At 70.7% G+C, this 26,904-nt stretch carries 13 protein-coding genes and 7 pseudogenes; 5 read left to right on the forward strand and 15 right to left on the reverse strand.

Features of this window, described 5'->3' with window-relative positions:
• A partial coding sequence (locus BM536_RS32280) for an HAD family hydrolase (RefSeq protein WP_073499753.1) occupies window positions 1-847 on the reverse strand: 847 nt, incomplete at its 3' end.
• Window positions 848-1,030: 183 nt separating this feature from the next.
• Here BM536_RS32280 and BM536_RS32285 point away from each other — a divergent pair.
• The 3 genes and pseudogenes from BM536_RS32285 (at window position 1,031) to BM536_RS32295 (ending at window position 4,379) form a co-directional block, all read left to right on the forward strand.
• On the forward strand, window positions 1,031-2,119 hold the full coding sequence (locus tag BM536_RS32285; protein WP_073499755.1) for a GNAT family N-acetyltransferase: 1,089 nt from the start codon (window positions 1,031-1,033) through the stop codon (window positions 2,117-2,119).
• Window positions 2,120-2,149: 30 nt separating this feature from the next.
• A complete protein-coding gene (locus tag BM536_RS32290; RefSeq protein WP_073499757.1) occupies window positions 2,150-3,571 on the forward strand; it encodes a glycosyltransferase family 2 protein in 1,422 nt (473 codons plus the stop codon).
• A pseudogene (locus BM536_RS32295) lies at window positions 3,568-4,379 on the forward strand (polysaccharide deacetylase family protein). Before BM536_RS32290 ends, BM536_RS32295 begins: the two are co-directional and overlap by 4 nt.
• A 103-nt stretch (window positions 4,380-4,482) precedes the next feature.
• Here the strand turns inward: BM536_RS32295 and BM536_RS32300 are convergent.
• A complete protein-coding gene (locus tag BM536_RS32300; protein WP_245873894.1) occupies window positions 4,483-5,352 on the reverse strand; it encodes a glycosyl hydrolase in 870 nt (289 codons plus the stop codon).
• Between the two features lie 512 nt (window positions 5,353-5,864).
• Window positions 5,865-7,217 (reverse strand): DegT/DnrJ/EryC1/StrS family aminotransferase, encoded by a 1,353-nt coding sequence (locus BM536_RS32305; RefSeq protein ID WP_245873895.1) that lies wholly within the window; start codon window positions 7,215-7,217, stop codon window positions 5,865-5,867.
• A gap of 428 nt (window positions 7,218-7,645) precedes the next feature.
• Between BM536_RS32305 and fahA the strand changes: the two are divergent.
• Window positions 7,646-8,915, forward strand: a pseudogene (gene fahA, locus BM536_RS32310) (fumarylacetoacetase).
• Window positions 8,916-9,061: 146 nt separating this feature from the next.
• Window positions 9,062-9,999 (forward strand): annotated as a pseudogene (locus BM536_RS32315) (M56 family metallopeptidase).
• Window positions 10,000-10,162: 163 nt separating this feature from the next.
• Here the strand turns inward: BM536_RS32315 and recQ are convergent.
• The 12 genes and pseudogenes from recQ to BM536_RS32375 all read right to left on the reverse strand — a co-directional run bounded on the left by recQ (window position 10,163) and on the right by BM536_RS32375 (window position 26,849).
• Window positions 10,163-12,217 (reverse strand): DNA helicase RecQ, encoded by a 2,055-nt coding sequence (gene recQ / locus BM536_RS32320; RefSeq protein WP_073493887.1) that lies wholly within the window; start codon window positions 12,215-12,217, stop codon window positions 10,163-10,165.
• Between the two features lie 249 nt (window positions 12,218-12,466).
• A pseudogene (nuoN, locus tag BM536_RS32325) lies at window positions 12,467-14,115 on the reverse strand (NADH-quinone oxidoreductase subunit NuoN).
• Window positions 14,112-15,683, reverse strand: coding sequence for an NADH-quinone oxidoreductase subunit M (locus BM536_RS32330; RefSeq protein ID WP_073493891.1), 1,572 nt, complete (start codon window positions 15,681-15,683; stop codon window positions 14,112-14,114). The pseudogene nuoN and the gene BM536_RS32330 overlap by 4 nt, the downstream one beginning before the upstream one ends.
• A gap of 5 nt (window positions 15,684-15,688) precedes the next feature.
• Entirely contained in the window at window positions 15,689-17,680 is a 1,992-nt protein-coding gene (nuoL, locus tag BM536_RS32335; RefSeq protein ID WP_073493893.1) for an NADH-quinone oxidoreductase subunit L, read from the reverse strand.
• Window positions 17,681-17,695: 15 nt separating this feature from the next.
• The gene (gene nuoK / locus BM536_RS32340; RefSeq protein WP_073493895.1) at window positions 17,696-17,995 is read right to left on the reverse strand and encodes an NADH-quinone oxidoreductase subunit NuoK; all 300 of its coding nucleotides are present in this window, start codon (window positions 17,993-17,995) and stop codon (window positions 17,696-17,698) included.
• Window positions 17,992-18,833: pseudogene (locus BM536_RS32345) on the reverse strand (NADH-quinone oxidoreductase subunit J). The gene nuoK and the pseudogene BM536_RS32345 overlap by 4 nt, the downstream one beginning before the upstream one ends.
• The gene (nuoI, locus tag BM536_RS32350) at window positions 18,830-19,471 is read right to left on the reverse strand and encodes an NADH-quinone oxidoreductase subunit NuoI (RefSeq protein ID WP_073493898.1); all 642 of its coding nucleotides are present in this window, start codon (window positions 19,469-19,471) and stop codon (window positions 18,830-18,832) included. The pseudogene BM536_RS32345 and the gene nuoI overlap by 4 nt, the downstream one beginning before the upstream one ends.
• A complete protein-coding gene (nuoH, locus tag BM536_RS32355) occupies window positions 19,464-20,825 on the reverse strand; it encodes an NADH-quinone oxidoreductase subunit NuoH (RefSeq protein WP_073493900.1) in 1,362 nt (453 codons plus the stop codon). The genes nuoI and nuoH overlap by 8 nt, the downstream gene beginning before the upstream one ends.
• Window positions 20,822-23,328, reverse strand: a pseudogene (locus tag BM536_RS32360) (NADH-quinone oxidoreductase subunit G). Before BM536_RS32360 ends, nuoH begins: the two are co-directional and overlap by 4 nt.
• A complete protein-coding gene (nuoF, locus tag BM536_RS32365) occupies window positions 23,325-24,674 on the reverse strand; it encodes an NADH-quinone oxidoreductase subunit NuoF (RefSeq protein ID WP_211362989.1) in 1,350 nt (449 codons plus the stop codon). Before nuoF ends, BM536_RS32360 begins: the two are co-directional and overlap by 4 nt.
• Window positions 24,671-25,542 (reverse strand): annotated as a pseudogene (gene nuoE / locus BM536_RS32370) (NADH-quinone oxidoreductase subunit NuoE). The gene nuoF and the pseudogene nuoE overlap by 4 nt, the downstream one beginning before the upstream one ends.
• Window positions 25,539-26,849 carry an NADH-quinone oxidoreductase subunit D gene (locus BM536_RS32375; RefSeq protein ID WP_073493905.1) on the reverse strand — a complete coding sequence of 437 codons (1,311 nt, stop codon included), beginning with the start codon at window positions 26,847-26,849 and terminating at the stop codon, window positions 25,539-25,541. Before BM536_RS32375 ends, nuoE begins: the two are co-directional and overlap by 4 nt.
• Window positions 26,850-26,904: the final 55 nt, after the last annotated feature.

A 26,904-nucleotide genomic window follows, 5' to 3' on the forward strand; every position in this document is an offset into this window, starting at 1 on the left:
GATCAGGGATCGAGGGATCAGGAGCAGGGAAGAGTCTTTCGAGGACGACGGCCACGCCGTCGTCCTCGTTCGACGTCGTCACCTCGTCGGCCACCGCCTTGAGTTCCGGATGGGCGTTGGCCATCGCCACCCCGCGCCCCGCCCACTCGAACATCGGGATGTCGTTGGGCATGTCGCCGAAGGCGATCGTGTCCTGCGGCCGCAGCCCGAGGTGCTCGGCCGCCAGGGCCAGACCGGTCGCCTTGGTCACGCCGCACGGCTGGAGCTCCACCGTGCCCGGTCCGGACATCGTGACGGTGGCGAGCGAACCGACCACCGCACGGGCCGTCGCCGCCAACTCGTCGTCGGACAGGGTGGGATGGCGCAGCAGCACCTTGCTGATCGGCTCGCACCACAGGTCGTCGCGCGCCCGGACCCGCAGGGCCGGCAGGGTCGGGTGCGGCATCAGATAGCCGGGCTCGATGAGCGTCAGCCCGTCGACACCGTCCTGGTCCACGGCCGCGCGCACCTCCCCCACCTCGGCCTCGATCTTGCCGAGCGCGGTCTCGGCCAGTTCCCGGTCCAGGGTGACCGACCACAGCAGGCGGTCGGTTCCGGCGTCGTAGAGCTGCGCGCCCTGTCCGCACACCGCGAGCCCCCCGCCGCGCAGGATGTCCAGCAGCGGCCGCACGCGGGGGGCCGGCCGGCCGGTCACCACGAGGTGGCGGGCGCCTGCGGCGGCCACCCTCGCGAGCGCGTCGAGCGACCGGTCGGAGAAGGTGTCGTCGCCGCGCAGCAGCGTTCCGTCCAGGTCGGTGGCGACGAGGGAGTACGCGCAGGGCGCGGCATCAGCGGTGGGTGCGGCCATGATCAGAGAATACGGATCCCAACGCGCTCCGACTCACTTCCAGTTCGGCGCCCTTCGCGCGGGTACGGCGAGGTTGAGGGCCTATGCACCGGTTGGCAACAAGATGGTCCGCTACCTACCGCCCGCGGTGCCTGGAGCGGTACCGTCCAGACAGTCCAGGGGGGACTTGATCGGGGGGTCAGGTTGAGCAGCGGACGTATTCGTGTGCTGGAGCCGGGGGATCTCGGCGAGGGGGAACGGGAGCGGTGGCGCGCCCTGCGCGCCGCGTCGACGGCCCCGCGCAACCCGTTCATGGAACCGGAGTTCACCGACGCCGTGGGCCGCGTACGGCCCCGCACGCGCGTCGCGGTGGTGTACGAGGGGCGCGAGCCGGTCGGCTTCCTGCCCCACGAGCGGGGCCGGCTCGGCCAGGGTCACGCCCTCGCGTACGGCGTCTCGGACGCCCAGGGAGCCGTCCTCGGCCCCGGTCTCGGGCTGAACGCGGACGAACTCCTGCGGGCCTGCTCCCTGTCGAGCTTCGCCTTCGACAATCTGGAGGCGGAGCAGGAACTGTTCGTCCCGCACACGGCGGCCGAGTACGCCTCCTACGTCATCGACGTGGAAAAGGGTTACGAGACGTACGAGTCCGTCCTGCGCGCACAGTCGCCGAAGTTCCTGAAGACGACACTCGCCAAGGAGCGTCGGCTCGGCCGTCAGGTCGGCGACCTGCGGTTCGTGTTCGACGAACGCGATCCGGCCGCGCTGCGCACGCTGATGGCGTGGAAGTCCGCGCAGTACCGCAGGACCGGCCGCCGGGACCGGTTCGCGCAGGGCTGGATCACCCGGCTCGTGGACCTGCTCGCCTCGGAGACGCGCGGCGCGGACTGCTCCGGCACGCTGTCCGTCCTCTACGCCGGCGGGCAGCCGATCGCCGCGCACTTCGGGCTGCGCTCGACGACCGTCCTGGCCTGCTGGTTCCCGGCCTACGACCCGGAGTTCGCGAAGTACTCGCCCGGTCTGGTGCTGCATCTGCGGATGGCCGAGGCGGCCGCCGCCGAGGGCATCGGGCTGCTCGACCTCGGCCGGGGCGCCGCCGAGTACAAGGACTCGCTGAAGACGGGCGAGCTGCCCGTCCACGAAGGAGCGTGGACGCGTCCGGGGGCGGGCGCCGCGCTGTACTGGCTCAGCCGCGAGCCCTCGCGCCGCGCGCACCACTTCGTGCGCGGTCGGCCACGGCTCGCGGCGACGGCCGCACGGGCGCTGAAGGGGATCGGGCGGCTGCGCCGGTTCTGACGGGTTCCATGGGAGTGGAGGGGGAGATTCATGTCCCACGCGACACGTGTACGGCAGGAGATTCGGCGGTTCCTCGCGATCGAGCCGGTTCAGGTCGCCGAACTCGAACTGGACGACGGTGGGGCGCTGAGACCTGGACCGGGCAGCCCGCCCGTCACCCACGGCGAGGTGTTCCTGCTGGTCAGGAAGGGCGGCCGGCCGGTCGCCACGCTGCTCGGGCGGGTACCCGAGGGCGCCGACCCGAAAGCGGTCCTCACCGCGCTGGCCCGGCGGCACGCGGACGCCGGAGCGGAACCGGTCCTCACGGGGGGCACCGTGCCGTTCACCAGTGTCGTCGTCGCCACCCGGGAACGCGCCGACCGGCTCGCCCACGCGCTCGACTCGCTGCTCGCCCAGGACCACCCCGACTTCGAGATCGTCGTCGTCGACAACGCCCCGGTGACCGACGCGACCCGGGAACTCGTCGAGCGCAAGTACGCCGAGCGCGTACGGTACGTGACCGAGCCCGTCCCCGGCCTCGCCGTCGCCCACAACACGGGCCTGGCGGCCGCGCGCGGCGACGTGGTCGCCTTCACCGACGACGACGTGGTCGCCGACCCACTCTGGCTGACGGAACTCACCGCGCCCTTCGTCGCCGACCCCGGGCTCGGCTGTGCGACCGGCCTGATCCTGCCGGCCCGGCTGCGCACGCCCGCCCAGGTGCTGCTGGAGAGCCACGGCGGCTTCGCGAAGGGCTTCAGACCACGGACGTACGACCCTGCCGAACCGCCCGCCGACGAGCCACTGTTCCCGTTCACGGCGGGCCGGTTCGGGTCCGGCGCGAACATGGCGTTCCGGACCGGCGTACTACGCGCGGTCGGCGGCTTCGACCCGGCGACGGGGGCGGGGACGCTCGCGCGCGGCGGGGACGACCTCTACGGCTTCGTCCGCGTGCTCGCCCAGGGCCACCGCCTGCACTACACCCCGCGGGCCCTGGTCTGGCACCACCACCGCGAGACCTGGCAGGACCTGGAGACCCAGGCGTACGGCTACGGCGCCGGCCTGACCGCCTACCTCACCGCCATCCTGGTCAACCGGCCCGCCCTGCTGCCGGCGTTCCTCGCCCGGCTGCCCCGCGGACTCGCACACGCCCGCACACTGACCGCGGTCCGGGACAGCGACGCCCAGGGTGCGCCTGGGGTGTCCGGTGCTCTTGGTGCGCTTGGTGGGCCTGGTGCGCCTAGTGCGCCTAGTGCGCCTGGTGCGCCTGGTGCGCCTGGTGGGCATGACGAGCGTGGGCATCCGTGGCCGCGCAGGCTGTCGCGGCTGCAGCGCAAGGGGATGGCGTACGGGCCGGTCGGCTATCTGCGCGCCCGGCGTGCGCTGCGGGCCGCGCTGGCGTTCGGGGTGCCCGGGGCGCCCGGGGTATCCGGGGCGCCCGGGGTATCCGGGGCGTCCGGGGACGTGCGATGACGGGGGCGGGCGGGGATGGCGCCGCCATACCGGTGTTCCTGTACCACGCCGTGATGGAGGAACCGCCGGACTGGATAGCGGAGTTCACCGTCACCCCGAAGGAGTTCGCGGCGCATCTCGACGCGATCGTCGACAGCGGTCGTACGCCCGTGACGGTGAGCGCGCTCGCCGACCACCTCGCGGGGCGGGCGCCGCTGCCGGCGCGGCCGGTGCTGCTGACCTTCGACGACGGGTTCGCCGACCTGCCGGGGCCGACCGCCGAGGCGGTGGCCGCCCGGAACCTGACCGCCACCGCCTATCTCACCACCGGCGCGATCAGTCCCGGCGGGCGCAGTCTGCTGCCGCCCGCTCCGATGATGACCCTGGTCCAGGCCGCCGGGCTGGAGCAGTCCGGCATGGAGATCGGCAGCCACACCGTCACGCACGCCCAGCTCGACACCCTGCCGCCACGTGACCTCGCCCGCGAACTGCACGACTCACGCGCCGTGTTGGAGGACGTCCTCGGGCACGCCGTGCGCCATCTCGCCTATCCGCACGGTTACAACAGCGGGCGGGTGCGGCGCATGGCGGCAGCCGCCGGGTACGAGACGGCCACCGCCGTCCGGCACGCGCTGAGTTCGGAACGGGACGAGGCGTACCGCATCGCCCGGCTCATCGTGCGGCGCACCCACACCGTCGCGGATGTGGAGAACTGGCTGGCCGGCGGGGGCGCACGTGTCGCCCCGTACCGGGACGGGCCGAAGACGGTGGGGTGGCGGTGGTACCGGCGGCCCGCGCGGTGCTGCGCGGGCCCGTGTTCGCGGGCTAGGGGCATCCGGCCCGCGGGCTCCCGGGCCGTCTATCCCCGCGGGCTCCCGGGCCGTCTACCCCCGGGGCTCCCGGGCCGTCTACCCTCGGGGCTCCCGGGTCGTCTATCCGAACGGCTGGTTGAGGTAGGGGTCGGAGACCGCCTTGCGCAGGCTGGCCCAGGCGTCGTCGCCGGCCAGCGCGAGGTCGCAGTGGGGGCCGGGGTCGCGGTAGTTCCACTGGAGTGCGGCCTTGACGCCGTCCAGATCCTTCACGACCTTCGGCACCTGTGCGTACCACTCGGCCTGCCGGCCCGGACGGGACGGGTCGTCGGCGGTACCGAACTCGGAGAGCATCAGCGGTTTGTCGTCGGAGATGTTCTCGCGGATCCACGCGTGCGTGGACTGCTGGGTCTCTGCGAAGGAGAGCCAGCGCGCCTTGTGGCACAGGTAGTAGTTGTACTGGTTGTAGGCCACCCAGTCGACGTAGTCGTCGCCCGGGTACATGCGCTTGATCAGGTCGGCGTGCTCCAGATAGCCGGTGGTGGTCCAGGTCCACACCACGTTGGTCACGCCCAGTTCGCGGAACCGGTCGTGGATGTGGCGGTAGGCGCGGACGTAGTCCTCGGGGGTGCCGTTGGCCGGGGTGCGGGTGTCCATCTCCAGGTCGAAGGAGAGGAAGACCTTCTCGCCGAACTCCTTGACCCGCGCGGCCTGGACGTCGATGACCGACGCGTCCAGGTCACCGTTCGCGATCTGCTTCCAGGTGGGCTGTTGCGCCGGCGTGCCGCCCCACCACTTGCTCTCCCAGGAGAGCAGCAGCAGACGGTCCTCACCGGCGACTCGCTGTTCCTCCGGGGTGAGCAACTGCCCCTCCAGGCGGTCCCCTTGGGCAAGGGACATGTCGTGGTACGTGTACACGATGTCGAGCTTGCGACCGATGCGACGCTCATAGCCGCGGACCTTCTCCGCGAGGTTGTCCTTGCTGTGCGGCACGAACGCGCCGAACCAGGCCCCGCAGGGCGGTTCGAGCAGCTGGGTCGGCGCGCACCTGCCGCCGAGGGCGGGGGGACGCGAGCCCGCCGGCTCCGGCCCGGAACCGGAGTCCCCCAGCCCGAGGCCACCTTGCAGGAGGAGAACGACGGCCAGGACAGCAGCGGCGACCGCGGCGACGGTGACCAGGCGGGGGCCCGAGGCGTGGGAGCAGCGGGGCCGAGCGGCGGGGCCGAGGCCGGCGGACGGGACGGGCCCCCGGGAAACTGACCCCCGCAGTTCCGGTCCCGGTCCCTCCGGGTGGCCCGGCCGCCGATCCGGACCCGGTCCCGGTCCCTCCGGGTAGCCCGGCCGCCGATCCGTTCTCGGCCCCTTCAGGTGGCCCGGGCGCGGTCCCGGTCCCTCCGGGTGGCCCGGCCGCCGATCCGTTCCCGGTCCCCTTGACGACGGGTGCCCCGGCTTCGGCCCCGGCCTGCGTCTCGGCCAAGGTCCCGGTGTGTGTTCCGGCCTGCGTGTCAGCCACGGGTCGGTTCCAGCCCTCCCGGCGCCTCGGCCGGCCGCGCGCCGGACTCCTCCAGTACGCCGACGACCTGCCGCGCCCGCAACGGATCGACCGGCAGCGCATGCCGGGCGAACCAGCGGGCCCCCTCGGGATCCGGCGAGAGGTCGGTGAACCCGGCGCCCGCGTAGTCGTCGAGCGGCGGATCGTAGAGGTACCCGACGACGATGCCCCGCCGCGCGAGAGCCGCGATGGCGGCATCTCGGTCGGCGACGAACAAGGGGACCCGGAAGAGGGGTTGAACGACGGGCTGCGTAAGGGCCCGAGTGACGGGTTGGGCGACGGGTCGGCCGACGGACTGGGCGACGGGCCGGCTGACGGACTGAGTGGCGGACTGGGTGACGGGCCGACCGGCAGGCTGGGCGACGGATCGGCCGACAGGCTGGATGACAGCCGGCCGTCCGGCTCCCGCACCGGATCCGCCCGCCTCACCCGCACCACCCCCAGGGACCGGCCGCGCCCAGCGCGTGGACACCAACTGCTCCGTGCCCGCCCGGCAGGCGGCCAGGACCTCGTCGAGGTGATCGAACTTGCGGCCGATCCGGCCCAGGCGCAGCCCGCCGGAACGCAACCGGTAGTCGTGCATGTCGACCCGGACCCAGGAGTCGCTCGCGGTGAGGTCCGGCGCCGCACCGACCGCGCGGTCCAGCTCCCGCGCCCGCAACGGCATCCGGATCTCCTCGCGCTCCATCAGCCCGAGCATCCGCATCGTGGCCCAGGCGGCCCGCCGCAGCCGCAGCCCACGGACGGCCGCCTCCGCGTACGGCCGGACGGTGTAGGCCAGTTCGGCGCTCAGCCGTCCGGGCAGCAACAGGTCCTCGGACGTCTTCTCCAGGGCCTCGCGCAGGCCCGGGTCGGCGCAGGACAGGAAGCCGCCGGCCTTGGCTCCGACGTGCTTGGACAGACTGAAGACGGAGGCATCGCCCCAGGCCCCGACCGGTCGGCCGCCCACCTCGCTGCCGATGGCGTGCGCCCCGTCCTCGAACAGAGGAATCCCCAGCGCGTCGCACTTCGCCCGCAGCCGCGGTGCGTCGTCCGGATTGCCGTACAGGTTCGTCGTGAGCACCGCGGACAGCGAGCCCCACACCTCGTCCGGCACCGCGTCGACATCGATCGACGCGTCCAGCGGCTTCAACGGCGCCTGCACCGGCCTGAGTCCGGCCGCGAGCACGACGAACAGGATCACGTCGTCGTTCACCGGCGACATCAACACCCGTCCGCCCGGCGGGCACCAGTGGCGCAAGGCCACGAACAGCCCGAACCGGCACGACGGCACGTACACACATTCCCGGCCGAGTCTGCCGCGCATGGTCTCTTCCAGCCGTTTCGGCCGTGAAGCATGCCGCGTCGACCCGAGGCCGGCCTCCCCTGTGGCCATCTGCCCCCCAAATGTGCCATGGGAACGCCCCCTCCCCGAGGCCTTCCAGCACCTGCCCAGAGTCGCCCCTTTCGCACCGCTCCGTCAAGATTGCGGACCGGCCTGTGGACAACTTCCCGTACACAAGCGGAAGCGGAGCGCTCCGACCGCGCCACCCCATCTCTCACCTCCTGTGTCACTCCCGTGTCGCTCCGGTGTCCCTCCTGCGAGGTCAGCCGTAACGTGTGCGGCGGCTCGGCGCACCCGCAGAGCACCCGCGGAGCACCTGCGCATGGCCGGCACCCGGCCGTGGCGAACGTATGTGCAGACCCGGCGAACAGATGGAGAGCACGAAAGTGAGGCAGCACCCGATGCCCCCCTTGGCCCCCTTCGACCTCCCCGAGGGCGACCCCTTCGGCCCGCACAACCTCCCCTACGGCGTCTTCTCCCTCCCCAGCCCCGACGCCGACCCGTATGCCCAGTCCGGCTCCGGCTCCGGCTCCGGCTCCGGCTCCGGCTCCGAGCAGCGCACCGTCGGTGTCCGGCTCGGCGACCACGTGCTGGACGCCGGTGCGGCAGCCCGTGCCCTCGGCTCCCCGCACGCCGCCCTGCTCGACTGCGACCCTCAACCCGCTGCTGGCGGCAGGTCCCACGACGTGGTCCGAGGTGCGCCGCGCCCTGACCGAGTGGGTCACGGACCTCTCCCACCGGCAGACGCTGCTCCCCTTCCTGCACCCCCTTTCCTCCGTGACCCTGCACCTCCCCTTCGAGGTGGCCGACTACGTCGACTTCTACGCATCCGAGCACCACGCCCGGAACGCGGGCGCCATCTTCCGCCCGGACGCCACGGACACCCTTCTGCCGAACTGGAAGCACCTGCCGATCGGCTACCACGGCCGCGCCGGCACGGTCGTGGTCTCCGGCACGGACGTCGTCCGCCCGTCGGGCCAGCGCAAGGCGCCCACCGATCCGGCCCCCGTCTTCGGCCCGTCCCAGCGGCTCGACATCGAGGCCGAGGTCGGTTTCGTGGTGGGCGCACCGTCGCGGCAGGGACACCCGGTCCCGCTGACCGCCTTCCGTGAGCACGTCTTCGGCCTGTGCCTCCTCAACGACTGGTCGGCCCGCGACATCCAGGCCTGGGAGTACGTCCCCCTCGGCCCCTTCCTCGCCAAGTCCTTCGCCACATCGGTGTCGGCGTGGATCACCCCGCTGGAGGCGCTGGAGGACGCGCGGCTCTCACCCCCCGAGCGCACCCATCCCCTGCTGCCCTACCTCGACGACTCCGCCACCGAGCCCGCCGGCTACGACCTGCGCATCTCGGTCGCCGTCAACGGCCACGTCGTCTCCGAACCACCCTTCTCCACCATGTACTGGACGGCCGCCCAGCAAATGGCCCACCTGACGGTCAACGGCGCCTCCCTGCGCACCGGCGACCTCTACGGCTCGGGCACCGTGAGCGGCCCGGCCGACAACCAGCGCGGCTCCCTCCTGGAGCTGACCTGGAACGGCCGGGACCCCCTGGAACTCCCCGACGGCAAGCGGACGTACCTGGAGGACGGGGACGTGGTGACCCTGTCGGCCTGGGCCCCGGGTCCGGGCGGGCTGCGGGTCGGTCTGGGCGAGGTGAGCGGGCGGGTTCTCGCGGGCTGACTCCGGCGGCCCGCGCCGTCATACTGGCGGCGGGAACGGTCCCCGTACCGGGCCCGCCGCACGCACCCTCCAGGAGGACGGCCCCGTCCGTCGCTCCGAGCCGTTTCCCCACCGTCCTTTCCGACCAGGATCCGGAGACCGTGGCAATGACCCTCTGCCTGCTCCTGTTGAGCGTCGTCGCCCTGACCGCCGCCGTGCCGGTCCCGCGTGCGCTGACCCGGGCCGAGTGGCCCGAGCGGGAGCCGGTGGTCGCCCTGTGGGTGTGGCAGTGCCTGGTCGCCACGGTGCTGCTGTGCTGTCTGACGGCGCTGGTCCTGGGGGCCGCCGCCGTCTTCCACACCGTCCGCACCCAGGTCTTCGCCCCCGCTCCGCCCGGCGTGACGGAGGCCTACGACCTCTCCACCGCCCCCCTGTGGGCGACGGTCCTCACGCTGCTGCTGGCCTGCGGGGCCGCCTGGACCACCGCCATGCTCGCCCGCGAGCTGGTCGAGACCCGCAGCGCCGCGGCCAGACCCGCGCCCACCTGCGCGAACGCGCCCCCGACCTGCCTGCGGGGCTGCCGTCCGCCCGAGGCCCTCTCCTCGTGCTGGAGGACGAGTACCCGGACGCCTGGTGGATGCCCGGCCACCCGCCCCAGCTGATCGTGACCACCGGTGCCCTGCACCGCCTCACCTCCCGTCAGATGGACGCGGTCCTCACCCATGAACGGGGGCACGCCCGCGCCCACCACGACTGGCTGCTGCACCTGTCGACGGCCCTGGCGACCGGCTTCCCGCGCGTCCCGCTGTTCGCCCACTTCTGCGACCAGACCCACCGCCTGGTCGAACTCTCCGCCGACGACACCGCGTCCCGCCGCTGCGGTCACCTCACGACGGCCCTGGCACTGATCGAGCTGAACCAGCACCGAGGCGTCCTGTCCTGCGCGTCCTCCCACCGCCTCCTGGGCGAACGCGTGGACCGCCTCCTCCAGCCGCCCCCGCGGCTGCTGCGCCGGCACCGGGCTCTGACGACGACCGTGGCGGCGCTGGTCCCTCTCCTCCCGCTGCTGATCACCTTCGCCCCGGGCCTGACCGCCCTGGCCTGAGCGCCGGCCAGCGACTGAGCACCGACCTGGGCCGGCTCCCGCCCCGGCGATCCCCGGCCGCCCGCGCCCAGCCCCCTGTCTCCGGTGCACCCGGTCCCTGTATCGGGTGCAACCGGTCCCTGTATCGGGTGCAACCGGTCCCTGTATCGGGTGCACCCGGTCCCTATATCCAGTCCTCCGGTTCCGGCTCCGCGTCCATCTCGGGCCAGTAGTCGTCGGCCCCGGCGTCCCCGGAGGGCACCCCACCGGCGGCGGGAGCGGAACCCTGAGCCGTCCCCGGTCCCGTCCCGGAGTCAGCAGCGGCGACGGGAGCCGTGTCCGGGGCCTCGCCCAGCGACGCCAGCACGCCGATCACTCCCTCCCCGTACGTCGCCAGCTTCTTCTCGCCGACTCCGCTGATCCCGCCCAGTTGCCGCACGGACGTCGGCCACTCCGTGGCGATCTCCCGCAGCGTGGCGTCGTGGAAGATGACGTACGCCGGAACGCCCTGTTCCCGTGCCTGTTCGGCACGCCAGGCACGCAGGGCCTCGAAGGCGGGCAGCAGTGCCTCGGGCAGTTCGACCGCGGCGGCCTTCCCCCTGCCCCTGCCGGAGGAGGACCCCGAAGTCCTCGCCGTCACCAACTTCTTCGGCTCCTTGCGCAGCGGCACCTCCCGCTCGCGCCGCAGCACCTCTCCGCTGGAGTCCGTCAGCACCAGCGTGCCGTAGTCCCCCTCGACGGCGAGGAGCCCCTGAGCCAGCAACTGGCGGATGACGCCGCGCCATTCGCCCTCGGACAGATCATCGCCGATGCCGAACACCGACAACTGGTCGTGGTCGAACTGGATCACCTTGGCCGAGCGCTTGCCCATCAGGATGTCGACGATCTGCACCGCGCCGAACTTCTGTCCGCGCTCCCGCTGCAACCGCACCACCGTCGACAGCACCTTCTGCGCCGCGACCGTGCCGTCCCAGGTCTCCGGAGGTGCGAGACAGGTGTCGCAGTTGCCGCAGCCCTTCGGGTCCGGTTCCTGGCCGAAGTAGGCCAGGAGCTGTCCGCGGCGGCACTGGACCGTCTCGCACAGCGCCAGCATCGACTCGAGGTGGGCGGCGGCCCGCCGCCGGAACGCCTCGTCACCCTCGCTCGACTGGATCATCTTGCGCTGCTGAATGACGTCGTTCAGGCCATAGGCCATCCAGGCCGTCGAGGGCAGTCCGTCACGGCCCGCACGGCCCGTCTCCTGGTAGTAGCCCTCGATCGACTTGGGCAGGTCGAGGTGGGCGACGAACCGTACGTCCGGTTTGTCGATGCCCATGCCGAAGGCGATGGTCGCGCAGACGACCAGGCCTTCCTCCCGCAGGAAACGCGACTGGTGCGCCGCGCGCGTGCCCGCGTCCAGGCCCGCGTGGTAGGGCACGGCCTCGATGCCGTTGCGGGAGAGGAACTCGGCGGTCTTGTCCACGGAGTTGCGCGAGAGGCAGTAGACGATGCCCGCGTCGCCCGCGTGCTCCTCGCGCAGGAAGCTCAGCAGCTGCTTCTTGGGGTCCGCCTTCGGCACGATCCGGTACTGGATGTTGGGCCGGTCGAAGCTCGCCACGAAGTGCCGGGCCGTCGGCATGCGAAGCCGCTGCGTGATCTCCTGGTGCGTCGCGTGGGTGGCCGTGGCCGTGAGCGCGATCCGCGGGACGTCGGGCCAGCGCTCGCCCAGCACGGAGAGGGCGAGGTAGTCGGGGCGGAAGTCGTGCCCCCACTGGGACACGCAGTGGGCCTCGTCGATGGCGAAGACCGCGATCTTGCCGCGCGACAGCAGGTTCAGCGTGGTGTCCAGGCGCAGCCGCTCCGGCGCCAGGTACAGCAGGTCCAGCTCGCCGGCCAGGAACTCGGCCTCGACCGTGCGCCGCTCGTCGAAGTCCTGCGTGGAGTTCATGAACCCGGCACGCACGCCCAGTGCCCGCAGGGCGTCCACCTGGTCCTGCATCAGCGCGATCAGCGGCGATACGACGACGCCCGTACCTGGTCTGACCAAGGAGGGGATCTGGTAGCACAGCGACTTGCCGCCGCCGGTCGGCATGAGGACGACCGCGTCCCCGCCGGCCACGACATGCTCGATGACCTCGCCCTGCTCACCCCGGAAGGCCTCGTAACCGAAGACCCGGTGGAGCGTGGCCAACGCCTCGCTCTCCGTGCCCGGCATCTCGGTGGTTGCTGGCATCTCCCTGATCCCGCCCGTCCCTCGCATCGTCCCGTCCCCCGTACGTCGTCCCTCGACCACTGCGTCCACGATAGGGGTCCGGACCGACACCGCCGGAGTTATCCACAGGCTCGGGGTGAGCGGCCGTCCACAGAACGCCGCGATCGCACAGGCGACCGAGCGCGAGCGCCCGCCGCACATGCGCGCAGCAGAACACCCTCCGTCCCCGCTCGGCGCACACGACGGACCCCGGTTCCCTCCGCGGGAAACCGGGGCCCGTCGCACAAGATCCGCAGGTCAGCGCACGAAAACCCCCGCCTGGCCGGCCAGGTCCAGGAAGTACTGCGGCGCCACGCCGAGCACCAGGGTGACGGCCACGCCCACCGCGATCGTCGTCATCGTCAGGGGCGACGGGACGGCGACGGTGGGGCCCTCGGGCCGCGGCTCGCTGAAGAACATCAGGACGATGACGCGGATGTAGAAGAACGCGGCGATCGCCGACGAGATCACACCGACCACGACCAGTGGCGCCGCTCCGCCCTCCGCCGCCGCCTTGAACACGGCGAACTTCCCGGCGAACCCGGAGGTCAGCGGAATGCCGGCGAAGGCCAGCAGGAACACCGCGAACACGGCCGCCACCAACGGCGACCGGCGGCCGAGCCCCGCCCACTTGGACAGGTGCGTCGCCTCCCCTCCGGCGTCCCGCACCAGCGTCACCACCGCGAACGCGCCGATCGTCACGAACGAGTACGCGGCCAGGTAGAAGAGGACGGACGAGACACCGTCCGGCGTGGTCGCGATGACACCCGCAAGGATGAATCCCGCGTGCGCGATCGACGAGTACGCCAGCAGCCGCTTGATGTCGGTCTGGGTGATGGCGACGATCGCGCCGCCCAGCATGGTGACGACCGCGACGCCCCACATGACCGGCCGCCAGTCCCAGCGCAGGCCCGGCAGCACGACGTACAGGAGCCGCAGCAGGGCTCCGAAGGCGCCACCTTGGTGGCGGCGGCCATGAAGCCGGTGACGGGCGTCGGTGCGCCCTGGTAGACGTCCGGCGTCCACATGTGGAACGGCACGGCACCCACCTTGAACAGCAGCCCCATGACGATCATCGCGGCGCCGATGAGCAGCAGCGCGTCGTTGCCCATCGTGTCCGCGAGGGCCGGGCTGACGTTGGTGACCGTGCCGTCGACGACCTGCGCGATCGTCGCGTACGACACCGAGCCGGCGTACCCGTACAGGAGGGCGATGCCGAACAGGGTGAACGCCGAGGCGAAGGAGCCGAGCAGGAAGTACTTGACCGCGGCCTCCTGCGACAGGAGCCGCTTGCGGCGGGCCAGCGCGCACAGCAGGTACAGCGGCAGCGAGAAGACTTCCAGGGCGATGAAGAGGGTCAGCAGGTCGTTGGCCGCCGGGAAGACCAGCATGCCCGCGACCGCGAACAGCAGCAGCGGGAAGACCTCGGTGGTGGTGAAGCCCGCCTTGACCGCGGCCTTCTCGCTGTCACTGCCCGGCACGGAAGCGGCCTGGGCGGCGAAGGAGTCGACGCGGTTGCCGTGCGTCTCCGGGTCGAGTCGCCGTTCGGCGAAGGTGAACAGGCCCACCAGGGCGGACAGCAGGATCGTGCCCTGGAGGAACAGGGCCGGTCCGTCGACCGCGATCGCGCCCATCGCCGCGATGTGTGCCTTGGTGGTGCCGTACCCGTCCGCCGCCAGCGCGACCACCGCGGCGAACGCGGCGACCAGGGCGACGACGGAGACGAACAGTTGGGTGTGGTAGCGGGATTTGCGCGGCACGAATGCCTCGACCAGGATCCCGACGACGGCCGCGCCCACGACGATCAGTGTGGGCGACAGCTGGGCGTATTCGATCTTCGGCGCGTCGATCTTCGAGATCGGGTCGGCCGCGGTTGTCCACAGGCTGTGGACGACTGCTGTACTCACTTGGCCGCCTCCACCTCGGGCTGGGGGTCCTTCTCGTGTACGTCGGACAGCGTCTGTTTGACCGCCGGGTCGACGATGTCCGTGACGGGCTTCGGGTAGACGCCCAGGAAGATCAGCACAGCGATCAACGGGGCGACGACCAGCAGCTCACGCGCGCGCAGGTCCGGCATCGCGGCGACCTCGGGTTTGACGGGACCGGTCATCGTCCTCTGGTAGAGGACGAGGGTGTAGAGCGCGGCGAGGACGATGCCGAAGGTGGCGATGATCCCGATCACCGGATAGCGGGAGAACGTCCCGGCCAGGACCAGGAACTCGCTCACGAACGGCGCCAGTCCCGGCAGCGACAGGGTGGCGAGGCCACCGATCAGGAAGGTGCCGGCGAGCACGGGTGCGACCTTCTGCACACCGCCGTAGTCGGCGATGAGCCGCGAGCCGCGCCGCGAGATCAGGAAGCCGGCGACCAGCATCAGAGCGGCCGTCGAGATGCCGTGGTTGACCATGTAGAGCGTCGCGCCGGACTGGCCCTGGCTGGTCATCGCGAAGATGCCCATGATGATGAAGCCGAAGTGCGAGATCGACGCGTACGCCACCAGCCGTTTGATGTCCCGCTGCCCGACGGCGAGCAGCGCGCCGTAGATGATGCTGATCAGGGCGAGGACGAGGATCGCGGGCGTCGCCCACTTGCTGGCCTCCGGGAAGAGCTGGAGGCAGAAGCGGAGCATCGCGAAGGTGCCGACCTTGTCGACGACGGCCGTGATGAGGACGGCGACCGGAGTGGTGGCCTCCCCCATGGCGTTGGGCAGCCAGGTGTGGAGCGGCCACAGCGGCGCCTTCACGGCGAAGGCCAGGAAGAAGCCCAGGAACAGCCAGCGTTCGGTGTTCGTCGCCATGTCGAGCGAGCCGTTGGCGCGGGCCTCGGCGATCTCCGTCAGCGAGAAGTTCCCCGCGACCACGTACAGGCCGATCACCGCGGCCAGCATGATCAGTCCGCCGGCCAGGTTGTAGAGCAGGAACTTCACGGCCGCGTACGACCGTTGGGTGGCCGCCGTCTCCTCGCCGTGCTGGTGGGCCCGGTCCCCGAAGCCGCCGATGAGGAAGTACATCGGGATCAGCATGGCTTCGAAGAAGATGTAGAAGAGGAAGACGTCGGTGGCCTCGAAGGAGATGATCACCATCGCCTCGACGGCGAGGATCAGGGCGAAGAAGCCCTGCGTCGGCCGCCACCGCTTGTTGCCGGTCTCCAGCGGGTCGGCGTCGTGCCAGCCCGCGAGGATGATGAACGGGATCAGCAGCGCGGTGAGCGCGATGAGCGCCACCGCGATGCCGTCCACGCCGAGTTCGTACCGGACGCCGAACTCGGCGATCCAGGAGCGGGACTCGGTGAGCTGGTAGCGGTCGCCGTCCGGGTCGAAACGGACCAGGACGACGATCGCCAGGACGAGCGTGGCGAGCGAGAACAGCAGCGCCAGCACCTTGGCGGCGTCGCGCCGCGCGGCCGGGACGGCGGCCGTGGCGATCGCCCCGATCGCGGGGAGCACCGCCGTCGCTGTCAGCAGAGGAAAGGACATCGGTATCAGACCGCCCTCATCAGCAGGGTCGCGGCGATGAGGATCGCCACACCTCCGAACATCGAGACCGCGTAGGACCGCGCGTAGCCGTTCTGGAGCTTGCGCATGCGCCCGGAGAGACCGCCGACCGAGGCCGCCGTGCCGTTGACGACGCCGTCGACCAGGGTGTGGTCGACGTACACCAGGGACCGCGTGAGGTGCTCGCCGCCGCGGACCAGGACGACGTGGTTGAAGTCGTCCTGGAGGAGGTCGCGCCGGGCGGCCCTGGTGAGCAGGGACCCGCGTGGGGCGACGACCGGGACGGGGCGGCGGCCGTACTGGACGTAGGCGACGGCGACGCCGATCACCAGGACCACCATGGTGGCCAGGGTGACGGTCAGGGCGCTGACCGGGGGGTGCCCGTGGCTGTGGCCCGTGACGGGCTCCAGCCAGTGCAGGAACCGGTCGCCGATGCTGAAGAACCCGCCCGCGAAGACCGATCCGAAGGCCAGCACGATCATCGGGATCGTCATGGACTTCGGGGACTCGTGCGGGTGCGGTTCCCCCGTCGCGGCGGCGGCATGACCGGATGCGGCCGCGCCACCCTGCGCGGCGGCGGGCTCGGCGCTCGGTGCCTCCGGGGAGCGGGTGGGTTGGTTCTTCCAACGCTCCTCGCCGAAGAACGTCATCAGCATCACGCGCGTCATGTAGTACGCCGTGATGGCCGCGCCCAGCAGCGCGCAGCCGCCGAGGATCCAGCCCTCGGTGCCGCCCTTGGCGAAGGCCGCCTCGATGATCTTGTCCTTGGAGAAGAAGCCGGACAGACCGGGGAAGCCGATGATGGCGAGGTAGCCGAGGCCGAAGGTGATGAACGTGACCGGCATGTACTTGCGCAGGCCGCCGTACTTGCGCATGTCGACCTCGTCGTTCATGCCGTGCATGACGGAGCCGGCGCCGAGGAACAGGCCCGCCTTGAAGAAGCCGTGCGTCACGAGGTGCATGATCGCGAAGACGTAGCCGATGGGGCCGAGGCCGGCGGCCAGCACCATGTAGCCGATCTGCGACATGGTCGAACCGGCCAGGGCCTTCTTGATGTCGTCCTTCGCGCAACCGACGATCGCACCGAACAGGAGCGTGACGGCGCCGACGACGGTGACGACGAGCTGTGCGTCGGGCGCCAGGTTGAAGATCGCGGCCGAGCGGACGATCAGGTAGACGCCCGCGGTCACCATCGTGGCCGCGTGGATGAGGGCCGAGACGGGGGTCGGGCCTTCCATGGCGTCCCCGAGCCAGGACTGCAACGGCACCTGGGCGGACTTGCCGCAGGCCGCGAGCAGCAGCATCAGGGCGATGCCGGTGAGCGTGGCCTCGGAAGCGCCTGTGACGACTCCCGGCTCCTCGTGCGTGCCGAGGAGGGGGCCGAAGGCGAAGGTGCCGAAGGTGGTGAACATCAGCATGATGGCGATCGACAGGCCCACGTCGCCGACGCGGTTGACCAGGAAGGCCTTCTTCGCGGCGGTGGCGGCGCTGGGCTTGTGCTGCCAGAAGCCGATCAGCAGGTAGGAGGCGAGACCGACGCCCTCCCAGCCGACGTACAGCAGCAGGTAGTTGTCGGCGAGGACCAGGAGGAGCATCGCCGCCAGGAACAGGTTCAGGTAGCCGAAGAAGCGGCGGCGGCGCTCGTCGTGCTCCATGTACCCCATCGAGTACAGGTGGATCAGCGAGCCGACGCCCGTGATCAGCAGCACGAACGTCATCGACAACTGGTCGAGGTGGAAGGCGACGTCCGCCTGGAAGCCCTCCACCGGGATCCAGCTGAACAGGTGTTGCGTGAGCGTCCGGTCTTCGGCGTCCTTGCCGAGCAGGTCGGCGAAGAGGACCAGGCCGATCACGAAGGAGACGGCCGCGAACAGGGTGCCGAGCCAGTGGCCGACGGCATCGAGCCGCCGGCCACCGACCAGGAGGACGGCCGCTCCGAGCAGGGGCGCCGCGATCAGCAGCGCGATCAGGTTCTCCACGATTCTTCCGACCCCTTACAGCTTCATCAGGCTGGCGTCGTCGACCGAGGCCGAGTGGCGGGAACGGAACAGCGACACGATGATCGCGAGTCCCACCACGACCTCCGCTGCGGCGACGACCATCGTGAAGAAGGCGATGATCTGCCCGTCGAGATTGCCGTGCATGCGGGAGAAGGCGACGAGCGCGAGATTGCACGCGTTGAGCATCAGCTCGATGCACATGAACACGACGATCGCGTTGCGCCTGACCAGGACGCCCGTCGCGCCGATCGTGAACAGCAGGGCGGCGAGATAGAGGTAGTTGACGGGGTTCACTTCGACGCCTCCTCGGCCCGCTTGAAGGGAGGCGGCTCGATCGGGGTGCGGTCCAGGCGCTCCTCTGCGCGCTGCTCCAGCGCCTTGAGGTCGTTGAGCGCCTCGGCGGACACGTCCCGGATCTGGCCGCGTTCCCGCAGCGTCTTGCTGACGGTGAGTTCCGACGGGGTGCCGTCGGGCAGCAGGCCGGCGATGTCCACGGCGTTGTGCCGCGCGTACACGCCGGGCGCCGGCAGCGGCGGCAGGTGGACGCCCTCGCGGACGCGCTGCTCGGACATCTCACGTTGCGTCAGCGCCCGCTCGGTGCGCTCGCGGTGGGTGAGCACCATGGCGCCGACGGCGGCCGTGATGAGCAGGGCGCCGGTGATCTCGAAGGCGAAGACGTACTTGGTGAAGATGAGGGCCGCGAGGCCCTCCACATTGCCGCCCGCGTTGCCTCGGCGAGGCCGCCGAACTCCGTCAGGGAGGCGTTGCCGATGCCGGCGACCAGCAGGATCCCGAAGCCGAGGCCGCAGACGAGGGCCAGCCAGCGCTGGCCCTTGATGGTCTCCGTCAGGGAGTCCGCGGCGGTGACACCGACGAGCATCACCACGAACAGGAACAGCATCATGATCGCGCCGGTGTAGACGACGATCTGCACGACGCCCAGGAAGTAGGCGCCGTTGGCGAGGTAGAACACCGCGAGGATGATCATGGTTCCGGCGAGGCAGAGCGCGCTGTGCACGGCCCTCTTCATGAAGACGGTGCACAGGGCGCCGATCACCGCGACGGTGCCCAGCACCCAGAACTGGAACGCCTCGCCGGTGGAGGTGGAGTAGGCGGCGAGCTGTGCGCTCATCGGCCGATCACCTCCCCGGCGGCGGGCTCGTCCTCGCCGAACGTGGAGGCGGCCTCCTGCGGAACCTCGCCCTTGGTGAGGGCGACCTGCCGCTCCGTGCCGGGCGCGGCCTCGGTCACCAGGCCCCGGTAGTAGTCCTGTTCGTCCATGCCGGGGTAGATGGCGTGCGGGGCGTCGACCATGCCCTCGTCCAGGCCGGCGAGCAACTGCTCCTTGGTGAAGATCAGGTTGGCGCGGCTGCTGTCGGCCAGTTCGAACTCGTTGGTCATCGTCAACGCGCGCGTGGGGCACGCCTCGATGCACAGGCCGCACAGGATGCAGCGGGCGTAGTTGATCTGGTAGACGCGCCCGTACCGCTCGCCCGGCGAGTAACGCTCCTCCTCGGTGTTGTCCGCTCCCTCGACGTAGATCGCGTCGGCGGGGCAGGCCCAGGCGCACAGCTCGCAGCCGACGCACTTCTCCAGGCCGTCCGGATGGCGGTTGAGCTGGTGCCGTCCGTGGAACCGCGGAGCGGTGGTCTTCTCCTGCTCGGGATACTGCTCGGTGAGCCGCTTCTTGAACATGGCCTTGAAGGTCACGCCGAAGCCGGCTACCGGGTTCTGGAAACCGGGTTTGGTCTCCTTGGGCTCCTCAGCCATCGGACGCCTCCTTTCCATCCAGCGATCCGTCACTCTGAGTATCGGGCCCACCACTGACAATCAGCTCCCGCTCCCGGCGCGAGGGGCGCCTGGGCACCGGCGGCAGCTCCTGTCCCGGCATCGGCGGTACGGGGAATCCGCCCGCCATCGGGTCGAATTCGGCGGGCTCCGCCGGGGCCTGCTCCTCCTTGCCGCGGTCGCGGAACATGTCCGCGATGAAGGAGAGCAGCAGCAGGACCAGGACACCGCCGCCGACGTAGAGGGCGATGTCGGCGAAGTCGTAGTTCTCGTTGCGCAGGGTCCGCACGGTCGCGACGAGCATCAGCCAGGTCACCGAGACCGGGATGAGGACCTTCCAGCCGAGCTTCATCAGCTGGTCGTAGCGGACCCGGGGCAGCGTGCCGCGCAGCCAGATGAAGAAGAACAGCAGCAACTGCACCTTGACGACGAACCAGAGCATGGGCCACCAGCCGTGGTTCGCGCCCTCCCAGAAGGTGCTGACCGGCCAGGGAGCCCGCCAGCCACCGAGGAAGAGCGTGGTCGCCACGGCCGAGACCGTCACCATGTTCACGTACTCGGCGAGCATGAACATCGCGAACTTGATCGACGAGTACTCGGTGTTGAAGCCGCCGACCAGGTCGCCCTCGGACTCCGGCATGTCGAAGGGGGCGCGGTTGGTCTCGCCGACCATCGTGACGATGTAGAGGATGAAGGAGACCGGCAGCAGGAGGATGTACCAGCGGTCCTGCTGCTGCTCGACGATCGTCGACGTCGACATCGACCCGGAGTAGAGGAACACCGAGGCGAACGCGGCGCCCATCGCGATCTCGTACGAGATCATCTGCGCGCAGGAACGCAGGCCGCCCAGCAGCGGGTAGGTGGATCCCGAACTCCAGCCCGCCAGGACGATGCCGTAGATGCCGACCGAGGCGACCGCGAGGATGTAGAGCATCGCGATCGGCAGGTCGGTGAGCTGCATCGTGGTGCGCTGGCCGAAGATCGAGATCTCGTTGCCGGCCGGTCCGAAGGGGATCACGGCGATCGCCATGAAGGCCGGGATGGCGGCGACGACCGGTGCGAGGACGTACACGACCTTGTCGGCGCGTTTGACGATGAGGTCTTCCTTGAGCATCAGCTTGATGCCGTCGGCGAGCGACTGGAGCATGCCCCAGGGGCCGTGCCGGTTGGGGCCGATGCGCAGTTGCATCCAGGCGACGACCTTGCGCTCCCAGACGATGGAGAACAGCACGGTCAGCATCAGGAAGGCGAAGCAGAACACCGCCTTGATGACGACCAGCCACCAGGGGTCGTGGCCGAACATCGAGAGGTCCTCAGCGGCGAGGTACGGGCTCATGCCTCTCCCTCCTTGGGGACGTCGGCGGCGGGCGTCGCCGGGCCGATGCGGACGAGGGAGCCGGGCCGGGCCCCGGCGTCGGAGGCGACGCCCCCGCCGGTGGAGTTGAGCGGCAGCCACACCACCCGGTCGGGCATCTCGGTGATCTCGACCGGCAGCTCGACCGTTCCGGCGGCGCCGGTCACGGCGAGTGCGTCGCCGTCCCTGACCCCGGCTTCGGCGGCCGTGGCGGCGGACACGCGCGCGTGGGCGGCGTGCCGGGTCCCGGCGAGCGCTTCGTCACCCTGCTGGAGGAGGCCCTGGTCGAGCAGCAGACGGTGCCCGGCGAGCACGCCTCACCGGCGGCGGGGCGCGGCAGGGCGCCGGCGGTGTCCAGCGGTGCGGTGGCCCGCGACCCGTCCCAGGCACCGAGCCGGTCCAGCTCGGCGCGCACGGTGCGCAGGTCGGGCAGGCCCAGATGGACGTCCATGGCGTCGGCCAGCATCTGGAGCACGCGCGCGTCGGCCGGTGCCAGGCGGCGCGTCATCTGGTCGGGCTTGAGCGCGGCCTCGAAGAAGCGCACCCTGCCCTCCCAGTTGAGGAACGCGCCCGCCTTCTCGGCGACCGCGGCGACGGGCAGTACGACGTCGGCGTGGGCGGTGACCTCGCCGGGCCGCAGCTCCAGCGACACCACGAAGCCGGCCTCGGCGAGCGCCTCACGCGCGCGCGCCGGGTCGGGCAGGTCGGCGACCTCCACCCCGGCGACGAGCAGTGCCTGAAGCTCACCGCCCGCGGCGGCATCGATGATCTGCCCCGTGTCCCGGCCGTGGCGCAGCGGGAGTTCGGCGACGCCCCAGGCGGCCGCGACCTCGTCCCGCGCGCGCGGGTCGGTGGCCGGCCGCCCGCCCGGCAGCAGCGTCGGCAGCGCGCCCGCCTCGATGGCGCCCCGCTCCCCCGCCCGGCGCGGAATCCACACCAGTTCCGCCCCGGTGGCGGTGGCCGCCCGCACGACGGCGGTCAGACCGCCCGCGACGGCGGCGAGCCGCTCACCGACGACGATCACCGCACCCCCGGCGCGCAGCGCCTCGGCGGCCCGGCTGCCCGGCTCGTCCTCCAGGCCGACCCCGCTGGACAGTGCGTCCAGCCACTCGGTCTCGGTGCCCGGAGCGGCCGGCAGCAGCGTGCCGCCCGCCTTCTCCAGGCCGCGCGTGGCGTGCGTGGCCAGCGAGAACACCTTCTGGCCGTGCTTGCGCCAGGCCTTGCGCAGCCGCAGGAAGACGCCGGGCGCCTCCTCCTCGGCCTCGAACCCGACGAGCAGGACGGCGGGCGCCTTCTCCAGCGTCGTGTACGTGATGCCGCTGCCGTCGAGGTCACGGCCGCGACCCGCCACCCTGGACGCCAGGAAGTCGGCCTCCTCGCTGCTGTGCACGCGCGCGCGGAAGTCGATGTCGTTGGTGCCGAGCGCCACGCGCGCGAACTTGCTGTACGCGTAGGCGTCCTCGATGGTGAGGCGGCCACCGGTCAGGACGCCGGTCCTGCCGCGCGAGGCGAGCAGTCCCTGGGCCGCGATCTGCAGCGCCTCCGGCCAGGAGGCCGGTTCGAGGTCGCCCTCGGCGTTGCGCACGAGCGGGGTGTCGAGCCGGTCGCGCTGCTGCGCGTACCGGAACCCGAACCGCCCCTTGTCGCAGATCCACTCCTCGTTGACCTCGGGGTCGTCCGCGGCGAGGCGCCGCATGACCTTGCCGCGCCGGTGGTCCGTGCGCGTCGCGCAGCCGCCCGAGCAGTGCTCGCAGACGGACGGCGAGGAGATCAGGTCGAAGGGCCGCGAGCGGAACCGGTAGGCCGCCGAGGTGAGCGCGCCGACCGGGCAGATCTGGATGGTGTTCCCGGAGAAGTACGACTGGAAGGGGTCGCCCTGACCGATGCCGACCTGCTGGAGCGCGCCCCGCTCGATCAGCTCGATCATCGGGTCGCCCGCGACCTGGTTGGAGAACCGGGTGCACCGGGCGCACAGCACGCACCGCTCACGGTCGAGCAGTACCTGCGTGGAGATCGGGACGGGCTTCTCGTAGGTCCGCTTGCGACCCTCGAAGCGGGACTCGGCGTTGCCGTGCGACATGGCCTGGTTCTGCAGGGGGCACTCGCCGCCCTTGTCGCAGACCGGGCAGTCCAGCGGGTGGTTGATGAGGAGCAGCTCCATCACACCGTGCTGCGCCTTCTCGGCCACCGGGGAGGTGAGGTGGGTCTTCACCACCATCCCGTCCGTGCACGTGATGGTGCAGGACGCCATCGGCTTGCGCTGGCCCTCGACCTCGACGATGCACTGGCGGCAGGCGCCGGCCGGGTCGAGGAGCGGGTGGTCGCAGAAGCGCGGGATCTCGATGCCGAGCTGCTCGGCGGCCCGGATGACCAGAGTGCCCTTGGGCACGCTGATCTCCGCGCCGTCGATGGTCAGCGACACGAGATCCTCCGGCGGGAGAGCCGCCTCGCCGCCCCCGGAGGGAGCGCTCGTGGTCACCGTCATGCGTTCACCTCCGTGCGGTCGGCCCAGGCCGTCGACTTGGCCGGGTCGAAGGGGCAGCCGCGGCCCGTGATGTGCTGCTCGTACTCCTCGCGGAAGTGCTTGAGCGAGGAGAAGATCGGCGAGGCGGCACCGTCGCCGAGGGCGCAGAAGGACTTGCCGTTGATGTTGTCGGCGATGTCGTTGAGCTTGTCGAGGTCGGACATGGCGCCCTTGCCTGCCTCGATGTCCCGCAGCAGTTGCACCAGCCAGTAGGTGCCTTCGCGGCAGGGTGTGCACTTGCCGCAGGACTCGTGGGCGTAGAACTCGGTCCAGCGGGTGACGGCACGCACGACGCAGGTCGTCTCATCGAAGCACTGGAGTGCTTTCGTGCCGAGCATGGAACCCGCCGCCCCCACTCCTTCGTAGTCGAGGGGGACGTCGAGGTGCTCGTCGGTGAACATCGGTGTCGAGGAGCCGCCCGGAGTCCAGAACTTGAGGCGGTGGCCCGGTCGCATGCCGCCGCTCATCTCGAGGAGCTGACGGAGGGTGATGCCGAGGGGGGCCTCGTACTGGCCGGGGCTGGCGACATGGCCGCTGAGCGAGTAGAGCGTGAAGCCCGGGGACTTCTCACTGCCCATCGACCTGAACCATTCCTTGCCGTTCTGCAGAATGGCGGGAACCGACGCGATCGACTCGACGTTGTTCACCACAGTCGGGCACGCATAGAGGCCCGCGACGGCAGGGAAAGGAGGACGCAGCCGCGGTTGTCCACGGCGGCCTTCGAGCGAGTCCAGCAGCGCGGTCTCCTCACCGCAGATGTACGCGCCCGCACCCGCGTGCACGGTGAGTTCGAGGTCGAGTCCGCTGCCCAGGATGTTCTCGCCGAGGTAGCCCGCCGCGTAGGCCTCGCGCACGGCCTCGTGCAACCGTCGCAGAACAGGGACGACCTCACCACGCAGATAGATGAACGCATGAGACGACCTGATGGCATAACACGCGATCACAATGCCCTCGATGAGGCTGTGCGGGTTCGCGAAGAGGAGCGGGATGTCCTTGCAGGTTCCCGGCTCCGACTCGTCGGCGTTGACAACTAGATAGTGCGGTTTTCCATCCCCCTGGGGAATGAACTGCCATTTCATTCCCGTGGGGAATCCCGCGCCACCGCGGCCACGCAGACCGGATTCCTTGACGTACGCGATCAGGTCGTCCGGCGACATGGCGAGCGCCTTGCGGAGACCCTCGTAGCCCTCGTGCCTTCGGTACACGTCCAGCGTCCAGGACCTGTCCTCGTCCCAGAAGGCCGACAGCACGGGTGCGAGCAGTTTCTCGGGGCCCGTGTCCTTCAGTTCGGCTGCCAAGGTCATCACTCCCCCTCCTCGGCGGTAGGCCCTGCCGGGTGAGCCGGGTCGGAGGCCGACGTGTCCTGCGGCGCGTCATGCGAACTGAGGTGCTCGTTCGGGGACGGGTCGTGCACGGCCCGGTCCTGCGGCGCGTCCTGCGGTCCGCCGTCGCGTGGATGGACCACGCGCGCGGGTGCGGTCTCTCCCCTTGCCAGGCGAAGACCCACCAGCGACGCCGGTCCCGCGCTGCCGCCCGCGTCGACGGCGCCCTCGCGCTCGTCGGGGAAGCCCGCCAGGATCCGGGCGGTCTCCTTGAAGGTGCACAGCGGCGCCCCGCGCGTGGGCGAGACGGTACGGCCGTCGCGCAGGTCGTCCACCAGGCGCTTCGCGCTCTGCACGGTCTGGTTGTCGAAGAACTCCCAGTTGACCATCACGACCGGCGCGTAGTCGCAGGCCGCGTTGCACTCGATGTGCTCCAGGGTGACCTTGCCGTCGTCGGTGGTCTCGCCGTTGCCGAGGCCGAGGTGGTCCTGGAGCGCCTCGAAGATGGCGTCGCCGCCCATCACCGCGCAGAGGGTGTTGGTGCAGACGCCCACCTGGTAGTCACCGCTCGGCCGGCGCCGGTACATGGTGTAGAAGGTCGCGACGCGGTGACCTCGGCGGTGGTCAGGTCCAGTACGTCCGCGCAGAACTGCATCCCGGTGCGCGTGACATGTCCCTCCTCCGACTGCACGAGGTGCAGCAACGGCAGGAGCGCGGAGCGGGAGTCGGGGTAGCGGGCGATGATCTCGCGCGCGTCCGCCTCCAGCCGGGCTCGGACGTCGTCCGGGTAGGCGGGTGCGGGCAGCTGGGGCATGCCCAGGCTGACGCCCCGCTCCGAAGAAGAGGTGGTCACCGGTCGACGCCTCCCATCACGGGGTCGATGGACGCCACGGCGACGATCACGTCGGCGAGCTGGCCGCCTTCGCACATCGCCGCCATGGCCTGAAGGTTGGTGAAGGACGGGTCGCGGAAGTGGACCCGGTAGGGGCGGGTGCCGCCGTCGGACACGGCGTGCACCCCGAGTTCGCCCTTGGGGGATTCGACGGCCGCGTACGCCTGTCCCGGCGGGACCCGGAAGCCCTCGGTGACCAGCTTGAAGTGGTGGATCAGGGCCTCCATGGAGGTACCCATGATCTTCTTGATGTGGTCGAGGGAGTTGCCGAGGCCGTCGGGGCCCAGGGCGAGCTGGGCGGGCCAGGCGATCTTCTTGTCGGCGACCATGACCGGGCCGGGCTGGAGCCGGTCCAGGCACTGCTCGACGATCCGAACCGACTGGCGCATCTCCTCCAGGCGGATCAGGAAGCGTCCGTAGGCGTCGCAGGAGTCGGCGGTCGGGACGTCGAAGTCGTACGTGTCGTAGTCGCAGTAGGGCTGGCTCTTGCGCAGGTCGTGCGGCAGGCCGGTGGCGCGCAGCACCGGCCCGGTGGCGCCGAGGGCCATGCAGCCGGCCAGGTCGAGGTAGCCGATGTCCTGCATGCGGGCCTTGAAGATGGGATTCCCGGTGGCGAGCTTGTCGTACTCCGGGAGGTTCCTCTTCATCTTCTTCACGAACTCGCGGATCTGGTCCACCGCACCGGGCGGCAGGTCCTGGGCGAGTCCGCCGGGGCGGATGTACGCGTGGTTCATCCGCAGGCCGGTGATGAGTTCGTAGATGTCGAGAATCAGTTCACGATCACGGAATCCGTAGATCATGATCGTGGTCGCGCCGAGTTCCATGCCGCCGGTGGCGATGCACACCAGGTGGGAGGACATCCGGTTCAGCTCCATCAGGAGCACCCGGATGATCTTGGCCCGCTCGGTGATCTGGTCCTCGATGCCGAGGAGTTTCTCGACGCCGAGGCAGTAGGCGGTCTCGTTGAAGAAGGACGTCAGGTAGTCCATGCGCGTCACGAAGGTGGTGCCCTGTGTCCACGTACGGAACTCGAGGTTCTTCTCGATGCCGGTGTGCAGGTAGCCGATGCCGCAGCGGGCCTCGGTGACCGTCTCGCCGTCGATCTCCAGGATCAGGCGGAGCACACCGTGGGTGGAGGGGTGCTGGGGCCCCATGTTGACGACGATGCGCTCGTCGTCGGCGCGGACCGCGGACTGGACGACCTCGTCCCAGTCGCCACCGGTGACCGTGTAGACGGCGCCCTCGGTGGTCTCGCGTGCCGATGCCATCGAGGAGGTGGTCCCGGAGGGACTCGATGAGGGGTGGTGGCCGGGCGACGGGTGG

The organism is Streptomyces phaeoluteigriseus (assembly GCF_001896135.2).
Classification (GTDB): domain Bacteria; phylum Actinomycetota; class Actinomycetes; order Streptomycetales; family Streptomycetaceae; genus Streptomyces; species Streptomyces phaeoluteigriseus.